The organism is Intrasporangium sp. DVR (assembly GCF_040365325.1).
Taxonomy (GTDB): Bacteria; Actinomycetota; Actinomycetes; order Actinomycetales; family Dermatophilaceae; genus Intrasporangium.
The window spans coordinates 114010-131733 of record NZ_BAABZW010000006.1; the positions used below are offsets into that span (position 1 = coordinate 114010).

Sequence of the window (17724 nt, forward strand, 5' to 3'; positions counted from 1 at the left end):
AGAACACGTCATGTCAGAACGCGTGACCATGCCGGCCCTGGGTGAGTCCGTCACCGAAGGGACCGTCACCCGCTGGCTGAAGAGCGTCGGCGATCGCGTCGAGGTGGACGAGCCCCTGCTCGAGGTCTCGACCGACAAGGTCGACACCGAGATCCCCTCCCCCGTCGCAGGCACACTCCAGGAGATCCTGGCTCAGGAGGACGACACCGTCCCGGTCGGCGCGGACCTCGCGGTGATCGGTGACGGCGAGGCGCCCGCCGAACAGCAGGCCCCGCCCGCCGAGCAGCAGGCCGCGCCGGCCCCGGCGCCCGAGGCGCCGAGCACCGAGCAGGAACCGCAGCCGGCAACCAGCGAGCCGGAGGCCGAGGCGGCCCAGCAGCCGCAGGCCGCAGCCTCCCCCGCGGGTGGGGGCGAGGGCCAGACGGTGACGATGCCCGCTCTGGGCGAGTCCGTCACGGAGGGCACCGTCACCCGGTGGCTCAAGGCCGAAGGTGACGAGGTCGCCGTCGACGAGCCACTCCTCGAGGTCTCCACCGACAAGGTCGACACCGAGATTCCCTCTCCGGTCGCCGGCACCCTGACCAAGATCCTCGTGGGCGAGGACGAGACCGTCCCCGTCGGTGGTGACCTGGCCGTCATCGGCGGATCGGCACCCACGCAGGAGCCGGCACCGGCCCCAGCGCAGCCCGAGGCCCCCGCCAAGCCCGAGGCCCCCGCCCAGCCGGAGGCCGCGTCCGCACCGGAAGCACCCGAGCAGGCAGCGGAGCAGGCACCGGCGCAGGCGCAGGCGCCGACACAGCCGGAGGCAGCGGCAGCGCCTGAGCCGCCTCGAGCCCCCGCGCAGCCCGAGGCACCCGCCGCCCCGGCTCAACCTGCTGCGGCACCCGCGTCGTCCCAGCCCGCGGCCGAGGCGTCCGACGCCGCCGCCTACGTCACCCCGTTGGTCCGCAAGCTCGCGGCTCAGCACGGCATCGACCTGTCGACCCTCAGGGGCACGGGCGTGGGCGGCCGCATCCGCAAGCAGGACGTCCTCGATGCAGCCCAGGCGGCCCAGGAACCTGCCGCCCCCGAGCCGGCTGCGCCGGCCACAGAAGCAGCGCCGGCGCCGGCCGCTGCGGCCGCAGCGCCTCAGGCACCGTCCGTCAGCCCGAAGCGCGGCACCCGCGAGAAGATGTCGCGACTGCGCAAGCTCATCGCGACCCGGATGGTCGAGTCCCTCCAGGTCTCGGCCCAGCTGACCACCGTCGTCGAGGTCGACCTGACGAAGGTCGCGCGCATTCGCGAGCGGGCGAAGAAGGACTTCGAGGCGCGCGAGGGCACCAAGCTGAGCTTCCTGCCCTTCCTCGCTCTCGCCGCGACCGAGGCGCTCAAGGCGCACCCGATGGTCAACGCGAGCATCGAGGGCGACGAGGTCGTCTACCATGGCACCGAGAACCTCTCCATCGCCGTGGACACCGACAAGGGTCTGATCGTCCCGGTGATCAAGAACGCCGGCGACCTCAACATCGCCGGGCTCGCCAGGGCCATCGCCGACGTCGCCGACCGGACCCGCAACAACAAGATCACCCCTGACGACCTCGCGGGTGGCACCTTCACCATCACCAACACCGGCAGTCGCGGTGCGCTCTTCGACACCCCGATCATCAACCAGCCGCAGGTCGCCATCCTCGGCACCGGGGCCATCGTCAAGCGGCCCGTCGTCGTCACCGATGCGGACGGCGGAGAGACCATCGCCATTCGGTCGATGATGTTCCTCGCCCTGTCCTACGACCACCGGATCGTCGATGGTGCCGACGCGGCTCGCTTCCTCGGCACGATGAAGGCCCGGCTCGAAGAGGGCCACTTCGAGGCCTGACCAACAGCCATGACGAAGCGCGTCGCCATCACCGGATCCTCCGGCTTGATCGGTGGCGCGCTTCGTCGTCATCTCGTCGCGCGCGGCGACGACGTCGTGCGGCTCGTCCGGCGCCGCCCGGTCGCAGCCGACGAGGTGGACTGGGACCCCGCCCGTGGACGGATCGGCTCGTCGGCGCTCGCCGGGGTCGACACGGTGGTCAACCTCGCCGGGGCGGGGGTGGGGGACCGACGCTGGGACGAGGACTACAAGCGCGTGATCCTCTCCTCACGGCTCGAGGCGACGACGACCATCGCGCTCGCCGTCGCCGCCGAGCACGACCGCTCCGGCCGGGCGGTCCGGCTCATCAACGCCTCGGCCGTCGGCTACTACGGCGATCGCGGTGACGAGGTGCTGACCGAGCACAGTGGCGCGGGGCGCGACTTCCTCGCCTCGGTCGTCGTCCAGTGGGAGGAGGCCACCCGGGCGGCCCAGAGTCGGGCACCCGTGGCGATGATCCGCACCGGGCTCGTCATGGCTCGCGACGGTGGCGCCTTCGAGCGCCTCCTCCTCCTCGCTCGGCTCGGCCTGGGCGGACCCCTGGGCAGTGGACGGGAGTGGTGGCCGTGGATCACCCTCGCCGACACGGTCCGGGCGGTCACACACCTGATCGACCACGCCGACCTGAGCGGACCGTTCAACCTCGCCGCACCCGGCGAGGCTCGCCAGCGCGAGATCGCGCAGGCCTTCGGTCGCGCCCTCCGCAGACCGGCCCTCGTGCCGGCGCCACGGGTGGCGCTCCGAGCCGTCGTCGGCGAGTTCGCCGACAGCATCCTCGCCAGTCAGCGCGTGCATCCGAAACGGCTGGTCGAGACGGGTTTCGAGTTCGAGCACCCGGATCTGGACTCGGCGGTCAGCTGGACCCTGCGTCGCTGATGTGCTCGATCCGCCACGCGGAGCCGTCCCACCGGAGCTCGAAGTCGAGCAGCTCACCGGAGGCAGCCGGGTGCCCGCGGCGAGCACCGGTGCGGTCGACAACGGTGTAGGCCGACCAGTCGACCCGGGCCCGCACGGTCGCGTGCTCCGCATCGCCGCTGACCCAGGATGCCTCGGCAACGGACAGGCGCAGGTCGGCGTAGCGATGGCCGCCAGCCTCGAGGGCCTCGATGAGGCGGACATCGGACGCGTGCGAGGCGGAGCCGCTCCGGTGCACGGCGCTGAGGCGATCTGTGGCTCGGTCGACCAGAGCACGGGCGCGCTGGTCCGACAACCACTGCAGAAGCTCCATGGTCCTGTGCTGGGGGGCAGCGGGGTCGTCTTGAGCAGGCACAGTCCCGGACCTGGTCGGGGACATCTGCTGGACCACCGCTCCCCCGGGCCGTGCCGTCGTTCCTTCGCCGCGCCCCGGTGTGGCTCCGGCGGGAGCGAGCGGCCGGCTGACGAGGAACCAACAGCCACCACCGAGGAGCACCCCGGCCACCAGGCCCGCGACCACGGCGCTCCGGCGAATCCGTCGGCGTCGACCCCTGGGCGCCGCGGGGGGCTCGAGGGCCGCCTCGGCGCGCAGTCGGTGGGTGAGGGCCGACGCATCATCGTCGCCCATGACGACCTCGATGGACTCCGGCTGGACGGCCTCGTAGACCAGCCGGGCGAGTCGCGCCGCGTCAGGCCGGGCCCCTGGATCCGGGTCGATCGATGCCGAGATGACGTCGGCGAGCTCGGGGCCGACATGGCTTCGCACCGTGTCGGGGTCCAGTCGCTGTGCGGTGTCGGGCGCGCCGTTGCCGGTCAGGCAGAACCACGCGACGGCGCCGAGGGAGAAGACGTCGCTGGCGCTCGTGGGACCAGCCCCGTCGCGGAGCTCGGGCGCGATGAATCCCGAGGTGCCCCATGCCGCCTCGGTCTGGCCCATGAGACGCGCCGCACCCAGGTCGAGGAGCAGGGGACGACCGTCTGCTGTCAGCATGATGTTTCCCGGCGAGATGTCGGCGTGCAGCGCTCCCGCGGCATGGAGGGCGGCGACCGCCTGACAGATCGGCGTCAGGATCGTCACCGTCTCGCCGGGACGCAGCTGGCCGCGGGCCCGGACCATGGAGCGCAAGGATGCCCCCGTCACGCGGTCGAAGACGAGGGCAGTGCGCGCGTCAGGCAGCCCGACGACGTCGCGCAGCGCCACGAGGTGAGGATGCCGGACGGCCGCCAGCACCTGGCGCTCGGCAGCCGCCGGATCTCCGTCCACGTCACACCCCGGCCGCGGGACCTTCACGGCGACAGGAACGCCCGCCGCGTCGACAGCGGACCAGACGACACTCGAGCCACCCTCACCGAGCACCGTGTGGAGCAGGTAGCCGGGGACGTCCGGAGGACTCGAGTCGACGGTGCTCACCGACCCATCGTCACAGGGGCGGCGTCCTTGGCGCGCTCGTCATCCACAGGCGCCCGGGCGGCCCTGACCACCGCGTCAGGGAGCCTCGCCCGGGGTCAACACCCCGACGACGCGGCGCGCCCGGTGACTCGTTCGAGCAGCGTCGATGACGGCGAGGACGTGCACCGCGTCACGCGGGTCGACCGGCATCGCCGCCTGGGGATCATCGGCGACGAGCGCAGCCGCGACGGCACGGTAGAACCGCGACTGGTCGCTCGGGGGCACGGCGGGGCCCGGCTCACGGGTCTCCCCCCTCACGACCCACCCCACGGTGTCGCCGCTCGACTCGAACTCGGAGAAGGCGCTGACCTCGTCGAACTGGCGCCCGATGACGTAGGCACCGGTCGATCCCATCACCCGCGCGCGTGGACCCGGGGCCCCGTTGACCGAGGTGGCCATGACGTGGCTGATCACCCCCGAGGAGTGCTGGCAGGCGAGGAAGAAGTCGTCCTCGGCGACCACGGTGTGGGCGAAGAGCTCGGCGTAGACCGACTCGACCTCACCGTGGAGGATGACCGCCTGGTCGATCAGATGGCTGCCGAGGTCGAGCAGCAGCCCGGCCCCTTTCCTCCGCGGTCTGGGTCTCGCGCCAGCGCTGCTTCGGCTCAGGCCGCCAGCGGTCCCAGCGGTACTCGGCTCGCCGGATCTCCCCCACCAGACCCTCGTCCCGCACCGCCGCGAGAGCGGCGAGCTCCGGGTCGTAGCGGCGGTTCTGGAAGACCGTCAGCGGCACGCCGTGGTGGGCAGCGAGGTCGACGACGTGCTGCGCCTCCGACGCGCTCCGGGCCAGCGGTTTGTCGAGGACCAGGGCCACTCCGGCCTCGATGACACGCTCCGCCTGCTCGGCATGCCGTCCCGTCGGTGTGGCCAGGACGACGAGGTCCAGACCTGCGACGTCCACGAGAGCCTCGAGATCGGGCACGACCGCCGCGCCCGGCAGGTCGGACCGGGCCTGCGCGACCCGCTCCTCGTTCGCCGTCGCCACCGCGACGACCTCCATCCCGGCACCCAGCAGCGCCGGCCGGTGGAACTGCCTCCCCGCCACCCCGTAGCCGGCCAGCCCGACGCGGAGGGAGCGGTCCTGGGGAAGCGAGCTCAGCGGCATACGGCCACCTTAGGCGGACGGCTCGGGCGCGGTCGGGCGACCCGGCGTACCCTGACCGCATGCGTTTCGTCCACCTCGGCCTTGCTCCCGACGTCGTCGACTACGAACAGGCGTGGGAGATCCAGCGACAGACGCACGCCAAGGTGGTCTCCGGTGAGGAGCCCGACACGGTCTACCTCCTCGAGCACGCGCCGGTGTACACGGCCGGCAAGCGGACCGAGCCGCACGAGCGCCCCCGGGACGGCACACCCGTCGTCGACGTCGACCGCGGCGGCAAGATCACCTGGCACGGGCCGGGGCAGATCACCGGCTACCCGATCGTGCGCCTGCCCGCGCCCATCGACGTCGTCGGCTACGTCCGGGCCCTCGAGGAGATGATGATCCGGGTCTGCGCCGACTTCGGCGTCGAGGCCGGTCGCGTCGACGGCGAGAGCGGCACGTGGATCGCGGCCGACAGCCGCGGCCCCCGCCGCAAGATCGGGGCCATCGGGATCCGCGTCAGCAGGCAGGTGGCCATGCACGGCTTCGCCTTCAACTGCAACCCCGACCTGTCCTGGGGCGAGGTCATCATCCCGTGCGGCATCGTCGGTGCCGGCGTGACCTCGCTGTCCTTCGAGCTGGGCCGCGACGTGCCCGTCCGCGAGGTCCTGCCGCACGTCGAGAAGCACCTCGGCGACATCCTCCCGGCCCTCCAGCCGAACCGGCGAGTCCTGACCTGACCACCGACGCCCGCGACCACTAGGGTGAGCTGACCCTGCGGACGACACCGCGTGGGCGCCCAACGTGATCAGGGGGTTTCATGGACGTCGCCGTCCAGACAGTCGGCCTGCGCAAGAGCTATCTCGGCAGGGGAGGTCGGCGCGTCGCGGTCCAGGGCCTGACGATGACCGTGCCAGCCGGAGGGGTGCACGGCTTCCTCGGCCCCAACGGGTCGGGCAAGACCACCACGATCCGGATGCTTCTCGGGCTGATCCGCCCGGACTCCGGCATCGCCCAGATCTTCGGCCGGACCGTGCCCCAGGAGCTGCCCGAGGTCATCGACCGGGTCGGCGCCATCGTGGAGTCGCCCAAGTTCTTCCCCGCCTTCACCGGCCGCCAGAACCTCCGCCTCCTCGCCGACGCGATCGGCACCCCTCGCCACCGGATCGACGAGGTCCTCGAGGTCACGCACCTGGGCGACCGCGGGCGTGATCGCTACGCCGGCTACTCGCTCGGCATGAAGCAGCGTCTGGCGATCGCAGCGACCCTCCTGAAGGATCCTGAGCTGCTCATCTTCGACGAGCCCACCAACGGCCTCGACCCCGCGGGCATCCGCGAGGTGCGCGACACCATGCGCAGCCTGGGGGCGCGCGGCAGAACCGTTCTCGTCAGCTCGCACATCCTCGCGGAGGTCGAGCAGGTGGCCGACACCGTGACGATCATCGGCCACGGCCGTACCCTCGCCGAGGGCGCCGTCGCGGACATCCTCGGCGGGAGTGGCGCCCCGCAGGTGCGGGTCGGGGTCTCGTCCCCGGCACAGGCCGAGGAGGTCCTGGCCACGGGCGGACTCCGGGTCAACCGGGACGGCGAGCACCTTCTCGTCTCGGGGGCCGAGGACCCTGCCGAGATCACTCGCCTGCTCGCCGGCCACGCGCTCTATGTCAACGAGCTGACACCGATCCGGCCGGACCTCGAGTCCGCCTTCCTGTCGCTGACGGCCGACGAGGGCCTCGGCTCGGATGCCGACCGGGACGCCGGCGGACTCGTCACGGGAGGTGCGGCATGAGCCCCACGCTGATCACCACCGACTCGCAGGCCAAGTCCGAGGTGTTGCCCAAGGGCACCTCGTTCCCCGGTCTCGTCGCCGTCGAGCTGCGCCGACTCTGGTGGCGCCGCCTCACCAAGGCCGTGCTCGTCGGAGTCGTCGCCGTCACCGGGCTCATGGTCTACAACGCCTACAACGCGAGCAACCCGGAGACCCTCGCCCAGCGGCTCGACGAGTACCAGGTCATGCGCGCCGACATGGAGCAGCAGCGGAAGGAGATCGAGTCCAACCTCCCGCAGCTGACCGCCGAGTGTCGCGAGGCAGAGGCCGCCGAGCGGGAGCGGATGGGCGACGACTCCATCGACTTCGGGTGCGAGAGCATTGGTCAGGTCCAGATGCCGACGATGGAGGAGATGGGCATCTCGCTCCCCCTCGCCGACACCATCACGGCCGGCCTCGCGCCGTACGCGGCGTCCGTCTACGGCTTCCTGGTGCTGCTGCTCATGGGCAGCTTCGTCGCCGCCGAGTTCTCGACCGGGTCCCTCGGCAACTGGCTGACCTTCAAACCCCAGCGCGTGCGCGTGGCCCTGAGCAAGCTCTGCGCCGCCGGCATCGGCAGTGCGCTGCTGGCCGCCGTCGGGCTGGTCCTGCTCGTCTTCGGCGCCCGCATGGTGGCGACAGTCAACCGCCCCGGGTCCGACCTCGAGCTGCCCGCTCCCCCGCCGCTCGACGACTCCGTCCCCGAGCTCGTCCTGCGTGTCGTCGCCGTGGTCGTCGCGGCGGGGCTCCTCGGGGCAGCGCTCGGCATCCTCGTGCGGCACACGGCGGGCCTCGTGGCGCTCCTGCTCGGCTACCTCGTGGCGATCGAGTTCATGGCGGTCAACGCCTTCCTCGGGGGCCGACTCACCCCGTGGGCCCTCACGCCCAACGTCGACGCCTTCGTCAACAAGGGCCACGAGTACATGGCCGAGTCCTGCACGACGGTCGCCGGCGAGCTCTCCTGCGGCTACCGGAGCCAGGTGGTCAGCTACACCCACGGCTGGGTGTACCTGCTCGTCCTGGTGGCAACGGTGACGGCAGGCGCGGTGCTCGTCTTCCGACGGCGCGACGTCACCTGACCCCCGCCGCCGGCGCGGGCACCCCATGCCGTATGCCGCTCGGCTGGCTCCGGACGAGTTTCTGCGGTGAGGAGGGCCGGGCGTAGGCTGCTGTGAGCCCCCGGCCACCCCGGACCCCGTGCCCCCAGTGAAGGAGCCGCCGTGACGGTCACACCTGACGGTCGCCGCATGCTGCGCGTCGAGGCGCGCAACGCCGAGACCCCCATCGAGCGCAAGCCGTCGTGGATCCGCACCACGGCGAAGATGGGTCCCGAGTTCACTGCGCTGCACTCCATGGTCAAGGGCGAGGGCCTGCACACGGTGTGCCAGGAGGCCGGCTGTCCCAACATCTTCGAGTGCTGGGAGGACCGCGAGGCGACCTTCCTCATCGGTGGCGACACCTGCACCCGACGATGCGACTTCTGCGACATCGCCACCGGCCGGCCGCAGGCGCTCGACCTCGACGAGCCGCGCCGCGTGGCCGAGTCGGTGCGCCAGATGGGACTGCGCTACTCGACCGTGACCGGAGTGGCTCGGGACGACCAGCCAGACGGCGCCGCATCGCTGTACGCCGAGACGATCCGTCAGATCCACCAGCTCAACCCCAACACCGGCGTCGAGATCCTCCCACCTGACTTCGGGGCGAAGCCGGAGCTGGTCGGCCAGGTCTTCGACGCCCGGCCCGAGGTCTTCGCGCACAACCTCGAGACGGTTCCGCGGATCTTCAAACGGATCCGCCCGGCCTTCACCTACGAGAAGTCGCTCACGGTGCTCACCATGGCCCGCGAGGCGGGGCTCGTGACGAAGTCGAACCTCATCCTCGGCATGGGCGAGACGGACACCGAGATCGAGTCCGCGATCGGTGACCTCCACGAGGCCGGGTGCGACATCCTGACTATCACGCAGTACCTCCGACCGTCGAAGCTCCACCACCCCATCGACCGTTGGGTCAAGCCGGAGGAGTTCGTCCACTGGTCCGACGTCGCGGAGGGCATGGGCTTCAAGGGCGTCATGGCCGGACCGCTGGTCCGCTCGTCCTACCGCGCCGGGCGGCTCTGGGCGACCGCGATGCGCAAGTGGGGCCGTCCCATCCCGGAGCACCTCGCCCACCTCGCCGAGGCCGCCGAGTCCCCCGCGCGCCAGGAGGCGGCGTCATTGGTGGCCCGGGCCGCCGGCGCCGTATCCTGATCCGCATGGCACGCAACAAGGACGGCGACGCACAGGCGCCCAAGGTGAAGAAGAAGGGACGCCTGTCCCAGATCCTCGACGTCTACCGGATCACGAAGCGGCAGGACTCCCTCGTCGGGTGGTACATGCTGCTCGCCTTCCTCGTGACGTTCGGCGTCATCTTCGTCATCGGGCTGCTGCTCGACCTGGGCTGGATCTTCGCGATCTTCGGCGTGATGACCGGCATCCTCGTTGCCACCATCGTCATGAGCCGCCGGGCCGAGTCCGCCGCCTACCGACAGATCGAGGGCCAGACCGGCGCTGCGGGCGCGGCGCTGACCTCGATCCGCCGAGGTTGGTACACCGATCGCGAGCCCGTCGCCGCGGATGTCGCCCGCCCCGGTGACTTCACGTCGGCCGCCGTCGTCTACCGCGCCCTCGGGCGGGCCGGTGTCGTGCTGGTCGGGGAGGGACCGACCGGTCGAGTGCAGAAGCTGCTCGTCGCCGAGAAGAAGCGGGTCGAGCGCGTGGCACCCGGCGTGCCCGTCATCCTGATGCGCGTCGGCGCAGGTGACGGCGAGGTCCCCCTCAGCAAGCTGGCCAACAGGGTGCAGCGGCTCAAGCCCCAGATCACCAAGGACGAGATGGCCGTGGTCAACAAGCGACTCAAGGCCCTCGGCGGGATGAAGGCCCCACTGCCGAAGGGCATCGACCCCACCCGCGCCCGGATGGACCGCAAGGCCCTCCGCGGCAAGTAGACCACTGCACATCGAGAGAGCAGTTCGCGACATCGGGTGTCGCGAGCTGCTCTCTCGATGTCACAGGGTCAGCGGGAGCGGACGATGACCGTGTTGGGCACCTTGTCGTGCAGGCCGCGGCCATCCCGGTCCCAGATCACCGCCGGAATGGCGAGGCAGAGCAGGAGGGTCCTGACCAGCGCCTGGACCAGGGTGGCGCGGCCACCGGCCACGCTGCGGACCTGCAGACCCATGACGCGGTGGCCGATCGTCGTGCCGAGAGTCCCGACGAGCACGACGTTCATCACCGCGAAGATGCCCAGGACGATGAAGTTCTGCGCACCGGTGGCCGGCTGGTCCGAGAACGGCAGCGGAACCAGGAAGAGTCCCCGGGCGATGACCAGCGCGATGACCCAGTCGATGACGATCCCACCGAGGCGTCGGCCGAACCGCGCGATCGACCCCGGCCCTTCCTGCGCGAGGCCCAGCCGCTGACCGGGCCACTCCCCCGTGTCCGGCGTCCTCGAGCTGGGGCCCTCGAGCCAGGAACCAACGTCCTTGCGGTCAACCACGGCACCAGCGTAACGATCGGCGCGGAAGCCGGCCCGGCGGCATACGGCCGGGCAGGTGGGGGCGCACGGGGGGCTTGCGCCCATGAGTGCGTTAACACGGGGGAAACATCGAGGTCATGGACGAGAAATCGGGGACCGTTACTGTCCTTCCTGACAGCACGGGGCCGTCGCTCGATCATCACTGTGCCTCGACTCTTCGAGTCGCAGAGTGAGCGCGTGGCGACCTCGCCCCACATCAGGAGGTTGGATGTTCAGCTCAGCTGACGAGGTCCTCGCGTACATCAAGGACGAGGACGTCAAGTTCGTCGACATTCGGTTCTGCGATCTGCCCGGTGTCATGCAGCACTTCAATGTGCCGGCTGAGTCGGTCGATGAGGACTTCTTCACCGTTGGCCAGATGTTCGACGGGTCGTCGATCCGCGGCTTCCAGGCGATCCACGAGTCCGACATGAAGCTCGTGCCGGACCCGGCCACGGCCTTCATCGACCCGTACCGCACCGAGAAGACGCTGGTCATGAACTTCTCGATCCTCGACCCCTTCACCGACGAGCGCTACAGCCGCGACCCACGCAACATCGCCGTCAAGGCCGAGGAGTACCTCAAGTCCACCGGCATCGCGGACACCGCCTACTTCGGCGCCGAGGCGGAGTTCTACGTCTTCGACGACGTGCGCTTCGAGACGAAGGCGAACGCCGGCTACTACTACCTCGACTCGATCGAAGCCGCCTGGAACAGCGGACGTGAGGAGGAGGGCGGCAACCGCGGCTACAAGACGCGGTTCAAGGGCGGCTACTTCCCCGTCTCCCCCGTCGACCACTTCGCCGACCTGCGCGACCAGATGTGCCTCGAGCTCAAGGAGGTCGGTCTCAACGTCGAGCGTAGCCACCACGAGGTGGGCACGGCTGGCCAGATGGAGATCAACTACCGGTTCAACACCCTGCTGCACTCGGGCGACGACCTGATGAAGTTCAAGTACGTCATCAAGAACTCCGCCTGGCGGCAGGGTCACACCGCGACCTTCATGCCGAAGCCGATCTTCGGCGACAACGGCTCCGGGATGCACACGCACCAGTCGCTCTGGAAGGACGGCGAGCCCCTCTTCTACGACGAGCGTGGCTACGGCGGCCTGTCCGACCTCGCCCGCTGGTACATCGGTGGCCTGCTCAAGCACGCTCCCTCGCTGCTCGCGTTCACCAACCCGACGGTCAACAGCTACCACCGGCTGGTCCCGGGCTACGAGGCCCCGGTCAACCTGGTCTACTCGGCGCGGAACCGCTCGGCGTGCGTCCGCATCCCCGTCACGGGCACGTCGCCCAAGGCCAAGCGCATCGAGTTCCGCGTGCCGGACCCGTCGGCCAACCCGTACCTGTGCTTCGCCGCCCAGCTGATGGCCGGTCTCGACGGGATCAAGAACCGCATCGAGCCGCCGGAGCCGATCGACAAGGACCTCTACGAGCTGCCCCCGGAGGAGCACGCGGCGATCGAGCAGGTCCCGGGCTCGCTGCCCGAGGTGCTGAAGGCCCTCGAAGCCGACCACGAGTACCTCCTCGAGGGCGATGTGTTCACCGAGGACCTCATCCAGGCGTGGATCGAGTACAAGCGCAAGAACGAGATCGACCCGATCCGCTTCCGGCCGCACCCGCACGAGTTCGAGATGTACTACGACCTCTGACACGTCCGTCGTCGAGGATCAGTCGTCGAGCATACGAGCCGCCCCTCCTGCCAGCAGCACCCGGCAGGGCGGGCGGCTCGTCCGCGTTCGTCGCGGGGGCCCGTGCGCACGCACCGGCCCCCTCGCGACGTCATCGGGCGAGCCGGGCAGACAGCGGGCCGTATGCCGCTGGGCCCGCTGCCCTTGTACGCTCCCCACGTGCCGAGCTCCCTCCGCAACCCCGTGTTCGACCAGCTCTTCGACGCAGCAGTTCCTCACGTGCTGAACCGAACCCACCAGCAGGACGTGCCTCCGGTCGACGGCGGGCGCTGGCCCGTCACCGTGGTGGCGCGCCCACCGAGCGCGGTCAGAGACGCCCTCGAGGAGCTGATGCGGGACGGGATCACCACGGCCGGGGCGGGGCACTTCGTGACGGGTCGGGAGGACTCCGTGCACCTGACCGTCCGGGCCCTGGAGCCGTATCGCGACGCCGCCTGCCCGGCCGACGACGTCGTGCCACTGTGGCGGGCGGCCATCGAGCGGGCCTGTGCGGCGACCGCACCCTTGGAGTTCACCGTGACGGGACTGACGATGAGCCGGGTCGGGGTGATGGCGCAGGTCGAGCCCGGGGACGCTGCGGCCTGGCGGTTCATGGACCGGTTGCGCGATGAGCTCGGCGACCTGGCGTGGTTCGAGGACCAGGGCATCGGGCGGCGGACCATCTGGTACGCGACCCTGATCCACTTCGCCGCCGACCTTGCGGACCCGGCCGGCCTCGTCGACTGGGTCAGCGCCCGGCGGACCCTCGAGCCGATGGACTTCACCGTCGGCGAGGTGGAGCTCGTCCGGTCGCGGTACGTGGCCGGGGGCGGACCGGGCGGTGCGGGCGATCGGTTGATGCGCCCCGAGAGCTGGTTCACCGTTCCCTTCGGCCGCTGAGCCCTCTCCCGCCTCCTCCCGGCGGGTCGCTCCGGACCCGTCCCGAGCGCGACGGCAGCGGCGAGCGCTCGCCCGCTCAGCGGCATACGGTCTCAGTCGGCTCGGTCGGCTCGGTCGGCTCGGTCGGCTCAGTCGGCGCGGCTCAGGCGGCGCGGGTGGGACGCGACGGGGCGTAGGCGCGCTCGACGGTGGCGCTGACGTGCTGGTGCGGCCAGCTCATCCCGAGCGCGGCGAGCAGGCCCAGGCAGACGGCCGCGCAGATCGCGACACCGAGATAGGGGGTGGTGTGCTGCCCGATCCAGCCGGCACCGAGATAGCTCGCGCCCGCTGCCCCGACCGAGATGGACCCGGCGAGGCTGAAGATCCGCCCGCGCATCTCCGGAGCGGTGGCCAGCGCGAACGTCGCCTGCAGGGGGACCATGAACGCCTGGAGGAACCCGCTGACGAAGAAGAGCGCCCCGAGGACGGGGAGCGGCGGGTGCAGTGCGGTGGCCAGGAGCGGAACCGGCATGGCGAGGGCCAGCGGCACGATCGAGGCGTTCTGGCGGTGGACGTCGAGGCGCCCGATCACGATGATGCCGACCACGGCGCCGACGATGGGCGTGGCCATGAGCACGCCGCCCCAGCCGTTGTCGCCGGCGATGGGGATGGCCAGGGCTTCGGGTGCCGCGATGCCCAGGGTCGCCACGGCGCTGAGCGCCATCAGCCGGGCGAGGACCGTGTGCCCGGCCAGGTCCCCGATGGCGGCTCCGAGGTCGCGGATGAACCCACGCACCCCCTTGCCGCGGTCGCCCCGCACCGGACGAAGCTGGACGACGACGAGGATGACGACCGCGGCCACGAGGAAGGTGCCGAGGTCGATGAGCAGGCCGACCCGTGGCCCGACGAGCGCGACGAGCCCGCCACCGAGGGCGAGCCCGAGCGCCTGGTTGACCTGCTCGGACATGGCACTCAGTGCGACAGCCCGCGCGTAGAGCGGTCGGTCGTGCTCGAAGAGGTCGGTGATGAGCACGAGGTTGGAGGCACTGGCGGCCCCACCGATGAGCTCGAGCACGAAGAGCGACGCGAAGATCCACACTAGTGGCGCCGCGGTGGTGACGAGCCAGAGCAGGACGAGCACGCAGACAGCGCGAGCGACATGGCTGAGGACGAGAACGTGCTTGTAGCGGAAGCGGTCGACGAAGGGGCCGAGCAGGCTGCGCCCGAGGAACGTGGGCACGAAGCTGATGGCCAGCGTCGTCGCGGTCGCCAAGGGCGAGTCGGTCCGGTCGTAGACCACGGCGGCGATCGTCACCCGAGCGACGTAGTCGCCCCACATCGACAGGGCGTTGGCCAGGAAGATCGGCAGGTAGCTCGGGACTCGCAGAAGTTCCGCGTAGGAGATGACGCGGCCCTGAGCTCCCCTGCGCTGCTTCACGGCACGACGCTACCCCGAGGTGGGGAGTCGTAAAAGTTGAAACCGGCCGCCTGGCGCGCCCGACGCGCCACTCGGCGCCACACCTCGACCAGTCCTGCCCCGTCCCCGGCCGGTCGACCGATGATCCGGCCCATCCCGTCGGCGTCCCGCAGGTCCATCGGCACGCTGTCGACCGGACGTCCCCGCCACAGCACTCCCGCGTTGCGCAGCCGAGCGGCGAGGAACCACGCTTCCCGCAGCGCAGCCGCATCGGACGCGCCGACGAGCCCTTCCGCCTCGAGGGCGTCGAGGGCCGGCAGGGTGCCGGTGACCCGGAGGCTGGGCCGCTCGTGGGCGTGCATGAGCTGCAGAAGCTGGACGGTCCACTCGACGTCGGTCAGGCCCCCGCGACCGAGCTTGATGTGGGTGCCCGGGTCCGCTCCGCGGGGCAGCCGTTCGGACTCGACGCGTGCCTTGAGCAGGCGGATCTCGCGCACGCCGCGGTCGTCGAGACCGCCTGCGGGCCAGCGAAGCGGGTTGACCAGGTCGAGGAACTCCTCGGCGAGGTCGGCGGGGCCGGCCACGGGTGTGGCGCGCAGCAGCGCCTGGAACTCCCAGGTCAGGGCCCACCGCTCGTAGTACGTGCGGTAGGAGCTGAGGCTGCGCACGAGAGGACCGTTCTTGCCTTCGGGGCGCAGGTCCGCGTCGAGCGGGAGCGGTGGCTCCGCGGCGCCCGCCGTGAGCAGCTTCTTCAGCTCCTGGACGACGAGGGCCGCTCGGGCCTGCACCGCGGCCTCGTCGCTCTCGCCCTGCTCCTCGTGGGGCCGATGGACGAACATGACGTCGGCATCGGACGCGTAGCCCATCTCACCGCCGCCCAGGCTTCCCATGCCGACGACGAGCAGGTCCCCGCCGAGCGGCACGCCTTCGCGCCGTTCGACCTCGGCCGTGGCCGCCTCGAGCGAGACGACGAGCGCGGCGGCCGTGATGTCGGTCAGGGCCGCGCCGACCTGGCGCACGTCGAGCTCGCCGCTCAGGTCGGCGAGCACGACGCGCAGCATCTCGTTGCCTCTGATGGCCCGGACCGCGGTGATCGCGTCGGCGCCGCTGTCGCGCCGGCCGGCCGCGGCCCGCATCGTGGCGGTGAGGGCCTCCCGCGAGCGCGGCACGAGGCCGTGGGGGTCGCCGAGGATCGCGACGCTCTCCGGCGACCGGATGAGCAGGTCGGCCGCGTAGCGGCTCCGCGCCAGACTGTGCGCGAGGCGGTCGGCGGCCCGCCCCTCGTCGCGGAGCATCTTGAGGTACCAGTGGGTCGATCCGAGCTCGTCGGAGACCCGGCGGAAGGAGAGCAGGCCGGCGTCCGGGTCGGCCTCGTCGGCGAACCACCCGAGCATGACGGGCAACAGGGTCCGCTGGATCGCCGCCCGCCGGCTCACCCCGGAGGTGAGCGCCTCGAGGTGACGCAGGGCGCCGGCCGGGTCGCGGAAGCCGAGCGCGAGGAGACGCTCACGAGCAGCCTCGGCGGAGAGTCCCACCTCGTCGGGCGTGAGCCGGGCCGCGGCGGCGAGGAGCGGGCGGTAGAAGAGTCGCTCGTGAATGCGTCGGACCTCGCGCGCGACCGCCTGCCGGTCCGCGATGACGGCTTCGTCGGGGCGGGTGCGATGGCCCATCGCCCGGCCCAGTCGACGCAGGTCCGCCGGGTTGTCGGGCATCAGGTGGGTGCGGCGCAGCCGGTGCAGCTGGATGCGGTGCTCAAGGCAGCGCAGGTGTCGGTAGGCGTGGTCGAGGGTCGCGGCGTCGTCGCGTGCGACGTAGCCGCCCTTCGCCAGGGAGGACAGCGCCTCGAGGGTGGTCGCCGAGCGCAGCGACTCGTCGGTGCGCCCGTGGACGAGCTGCAGCAGCTGCACACTGAACTCGACGTCGCGCAGGCCGCCCGGTCCGAGCTTGAGCTGGCGGGCGGCCTCGTTTGCCGGCACGTGCTGCTCGACGCGGCGCCGCATCGCCTGGACGTCCTCGACGAAGTTGGGGCGGCTCGCGGCCTCCCACACGAGGGGCGAGATCTCCTGCTTGTAGCGCAGGCCGATCTCGCGGTCGCCGGCGGAGACCCAGGCCTTGAGCAGGGCCTGGAACTCCCACGTCTTGGCCCACCGCTCGTAGTACGCCTTGTGGCTGCGGATCGTCCGCACCAGGGGGCCCTGCTTCCCCTCGGGCCGCAGCGCCGCGTCGACCGGCCACAGGGACCCTTCGGGGGTCGGCTTGGAGCAGGCCTGCATGGTGGCGCTCGCCAGGGCGGTCCCGATGCGCAGGGCGGTGTCCTCGTCGACCCCGTCAGCCGGCTCGGCGACGAAGATGACGTCGACGTCGCTGACGTAGTTGAGCTCTCCCCCACCGGTCTTGCCCATGCCGATGATGGCGAGCCGGCACTGCTCGTGCCCGTCGCCGTACTCCTCCCGAGCGATGACGAGCGCCGCCTCGAGGGCCGCCTCGGCGAGCTCGGCGAGCGCCTCTCCGATCGCCGGCATCTCGGCAACGGGGTCGGGGCAGGTGATGTCCCGCGCTGCGATCCGCAGCAGACCGCGGCGGTAGCTGATGCGCAGGGCGTCGAGGGCGGTCCGGCTGCCGCGCTCCGTGGTGACCGCTGCGACGAGCTCGGCACGTACTTCGTCAGCCGTATGCCGCTGGGCTCGGGCTGCGTCGACCCAGTGGCCCGGGTGCCGCACGAGCTCGTCGACGAGCGCGCTCGAGGCACCGAGGACGCCGAGGACGCGGGCCCGTCCGGGTCCCTCGGTGCGCAGCTCGTCCGCCAGCGCCTGGACGGCCGAAGCGTCGGCCAGGCGCGCCAAGGACTCGAGGACGCGGACGAGGCCGAGCAGGGCCTGGTCGGGGTCGGCCGTGTCTCCGATGGCCTGCAGCAGGTCGTCGGGGAGCCCGTGGGCCCCGTCTCCGGCAGCGACGACGGACAGCGCGGGGTCGGCCAGATGGCTGATCGCCCGGTCCGGCTGGGCGAACCCGAGGCGAGCCAGCGTCCCGGCCGTCGTCGTCGTGCGCGAGGTCATC

At 71.3% G+C, this 17724-nt stretch carries 15 protein-coding genes; 9 read left to right on the forward strand and 6 right to left on the reverse strand.

The features are described from left to right. Positions 1–10: 10 nt before the first annotated feature. Together sucB and ABWV20_RS07935 are read left to right on the forward strand one after the other, a co-directional pair. Positions 11–1855, forward strand: coding sequence for a 2-oxoglutarate dehydrogenase, E2 component, dihydrolipoamide succinyltransferase (gene sucB, locus ABWV20_RS07930; RefSeq protein ID WP_353354364.1), 1845 nt, complete (start codon positions 11–13; stop codon positions 1853–1855). Positions 1856–1864: 9 nt separating this feature from the next. Further along, positions 1865–2770 (forward strand): TIGR01777 family oxidoreductase, encoded by a 906-nt coding sequence (locus tag ABWV20_RS07935; RefSeq protein WP_353354365.1) that lies wholly within the window; start codon positions 1865–1867, stop codon positions 2768–2770. On the opposite strand, the gene ABWV20_RS07940 is transcribed toward ABWV20_RS07935, so the two are convergent. From ABWV20_RS07940 to ABWV20_RS07950, 3 genes are all read right to left on the reverse strand, one after another. Continuing rightward, on the reverse strand, positions 2748–4220 hold the full coding sequence (locus ABWV20_RS07940) for a serine/threonine-protein kinase (RefSeq protein ID WP_353354367.1): 1473 nt from the start codon (positions 4218–4220) through the stop codon (positions 2748–2750). The two genes, ABWV20_RS07935 and ABWV20_RS07940, sit on opposite strands and share 23 nt — an antisense overlap. Before the next feature lie 75 nt (positions 4221–4295). Next, positions 4296–4868, reverse strand: a complete 573-nt coding sequence (locus tag ABWV20_RS07945) for a Gfo/Idh/MocA family protein (protein WP_353354417.1) — start codon at positions 4866–4868, stop codon at positions 4296–4298. Continuing rightward, positions 4759–5364 (reverse strand): Gfo/Idh/MocA family protein, encoded by a 606-nt coding sequence (locus ABWV20_RS07950; RefSeq protein ID WP_353354369.1) that lies wholly within the window; start codon positions 5362–5364, stop codon positions 4759–4761. Before ABWV20_RS07950 ends, ABWV20_RS07945 begins: the two co-directional genes overlap by 110 nt. A gap of 59 nt (positions 5365–5423) precedes the next feature. Here ABWV20_RS07950 and lipB point away from each other — a divergent pair, with 59 nt between their 5' ends. The 5 genes from lipB (at position 5424) to ABWV20_RS07975 (ending at position 10130) form a co-directional block, all read left to right on the forward strand. Continuing rightward, the gene (gene lipB / locus ABWV20_RS07955; protein ID WP_353354370.1) at positions 5424–6083 is read left to right on the forward strand and encodes a lipoyl(octanoyl) transferase LipB; all 660 of its coding nucleotides are present in this window, start codon (positions 5424–5426) and stop codon (positions 6081–6083) included. 80 nt (positions 6084–6163) lie between these two features. After that, positions 6164–7129: an ABC transporter ATP-binding protein gene (locus ABWV20_RS07960; RefSeq protein ID WP_353354372.1), complete on the forward strand. Its 966-nt coding sequence runs from the start codon at positions 6164–6166 to the stop codon at positions 7127–7129. Continuing rightward, positions 7126–8226 carry a hypothetical protein gene (locus ABWV20_RS07965; protein WP_353354373.1) on the forward strand — a complete coding sequence of 367 codons (1101 nt, stop codon included), beginning with the start codon at positions 7126–7128 and terminating at the stop codon, positions 8224–8226. The genes ABWV20_RS07960 and ABWV20_RS07965 overlap by 4 nt, the downstream gene beginning before the upstream one ends. Before the next feature lie 141 nt (positions 8227–8367). Continuing rightward, positions 8368–9393, forward strand: a complete 1026-nt coding sequence (lipA, locus tag ABWV20_RS07970; RefSeq protein ID WP_353354375.1) for a lipoyl synthase — start codon at positions 8368–8370, stop codon at positions 9391–9393. Positions 9394–9398: 5 nt separating this feature from the next. Further along, positions 9399–10130, forward strand: coding sequence for a DUF4191 domain-containing protein (locus tag ABWV20_RS07975; protein ID WP_353354376.1), 732 nt, complete (start codon positions 9399–9401; stop codon positions 10128–10130). A 68-nt stretch (positions 10131–10198) separates the two neighbouring features. Here ABWV20_RS07975 and ABWV20_RS07980 read toward each other — a convergent pair whose 3' ends face one another. Next, positions 10199–10681, reverse strand: a complete 483-nt coding sequence (locus ABWV20_RS07980) for an RDD family protein (protein ID WP_353354377.1) — start codon at positions 10679–10681, stop codon at positions 10199–10201. 247 nt (positions 10682–10928) lie between these two features. On the opposite strand from ABWV20_RS07980, the gene glnA reads away from it, so the two are divergent. Together glnA and ABWV20_RS07990 are read left to right on the forward strand one after the other, a co-directional pair. Further along, positions 10929–12353, forward strand: coding sequence for a type I glutamate--ammonia ligase (glnA, locus tag ABWV20_RS07985; protein WP_353354379.1), 1425 nt, complete (start codon positions 10929–10931; stop codon positions 12351–12353). A 198-nt stretch (positions 12354–12551) separates the two neighbouring features. Then, positions 12552–13271, forward strand: a complete 720-nt coding sequence (locus ABWV20_RS07990; protein ID WP_353354381.1) for a 2'-5' RNA ligase family protein — start codon at positions 12552–12554, stop codon at positions 13269–13271. Between the two features lie 142 nt (positions 13272–13413). Here ABWV20_RS07990 and ABWV20_RS07995 read toward each other — a convergent pair whose 3' ends face one another. Continuing rightward, positions 13414–14688, reverse strand: a complete 1275-nt coding sequence (locus tag ABWV20_RS07995; RefSeq protein ID WP_353354382.1) for an MFS transporter — start codon at positions 14686–14688, stop codon at positions 13414–13416. Continuing rightward, positions 14685–17723 (reverse strand): bifunctional [glutamine synthetase] adenylyltransferase/[glutamine synthetase]-adenylyl-L-tyrosine phosphorylase, encoded by a 3039-nt coding sequence (locus tag ABWV20_RS08000; protein ID WP_353354383.1) that lies wholly within the window; start codon positions 17721–17723, stop codon positions 14685–14687. Before ABWV20_RS08000 ends, ABWV20_RS07995 begins: the two co-directional genes overlap by 4 nt. Between the last annotated feature and the right edge of the window lies 1 nt (position 17724).

Excerpts from the sequence above, each read along its gene's own strand:
- ABWV20_RS07960 (WP_353354372.1), top strand. The coding sequence starts at position 6,164 with ATGGACGTCGCCGTCCAGACAGTCGGCCTGCGCAAGAGCTATCTCGGC.
- ABWV20_RS08000 (WP_353354383.1), bottom strand. The coding sequence starts at position 17,723 with ATGACCTCGCGCACGACGACGACGGCCGGGACGCTGGCTCGCCTCGGG.
- glnA (WP_353354379.1), top strand. The coding sequence starts at position 10,929 with ATGTTCAGCTCAGCTGACGAGGTCCTCGCGTACATCAAGGACGAGGAC.
- sucB (WP_353354364.1), top strand. The coding sequence starts at position 11 with ATGTCAGAACGCGTGACCATGCCGGCCCTGGGTGAGTCCGTCACCGAA.
- lipB (WP_353354370.1), top strand. The coding sequence starts at position 5,424 with ATGCGTTTCGTCCACCTCGGCCTTGCTCCCGACGTCGTCGACTACGAA.
- ABWV20_RS07950 (WP_353354369.1), bottom strand. The coding sequence starts at position 5,364 with ATGCCGCTGAGCTCGCTTCCCCAGGACCGCTCCCTCCGCGTCGGGCTG.
- ABWV20_RS07935 (WP_353354365.1), top strand. The coding sequence starts at position 1,865 with ATGACGAAGCGCGTCGCCATCACCGGATCCTCCGGCTTGATCGGTGGC.
- ABWV20_RS07975 (WP_353354376.1), top strand. The coding sequence starts at position 9,399 with ATGGCACGCAACAAGGACGGCGACGCACAGGCGCCCAAGGTGAAGAAG.
- ABWV20_RS07965 (WP_353354373.1), top strand. The coding sequence starts at position 7,126 with ATGAGCCCCACGCTGATCACCACCGACTCGCAGGCCAAGTCCGAGGTG.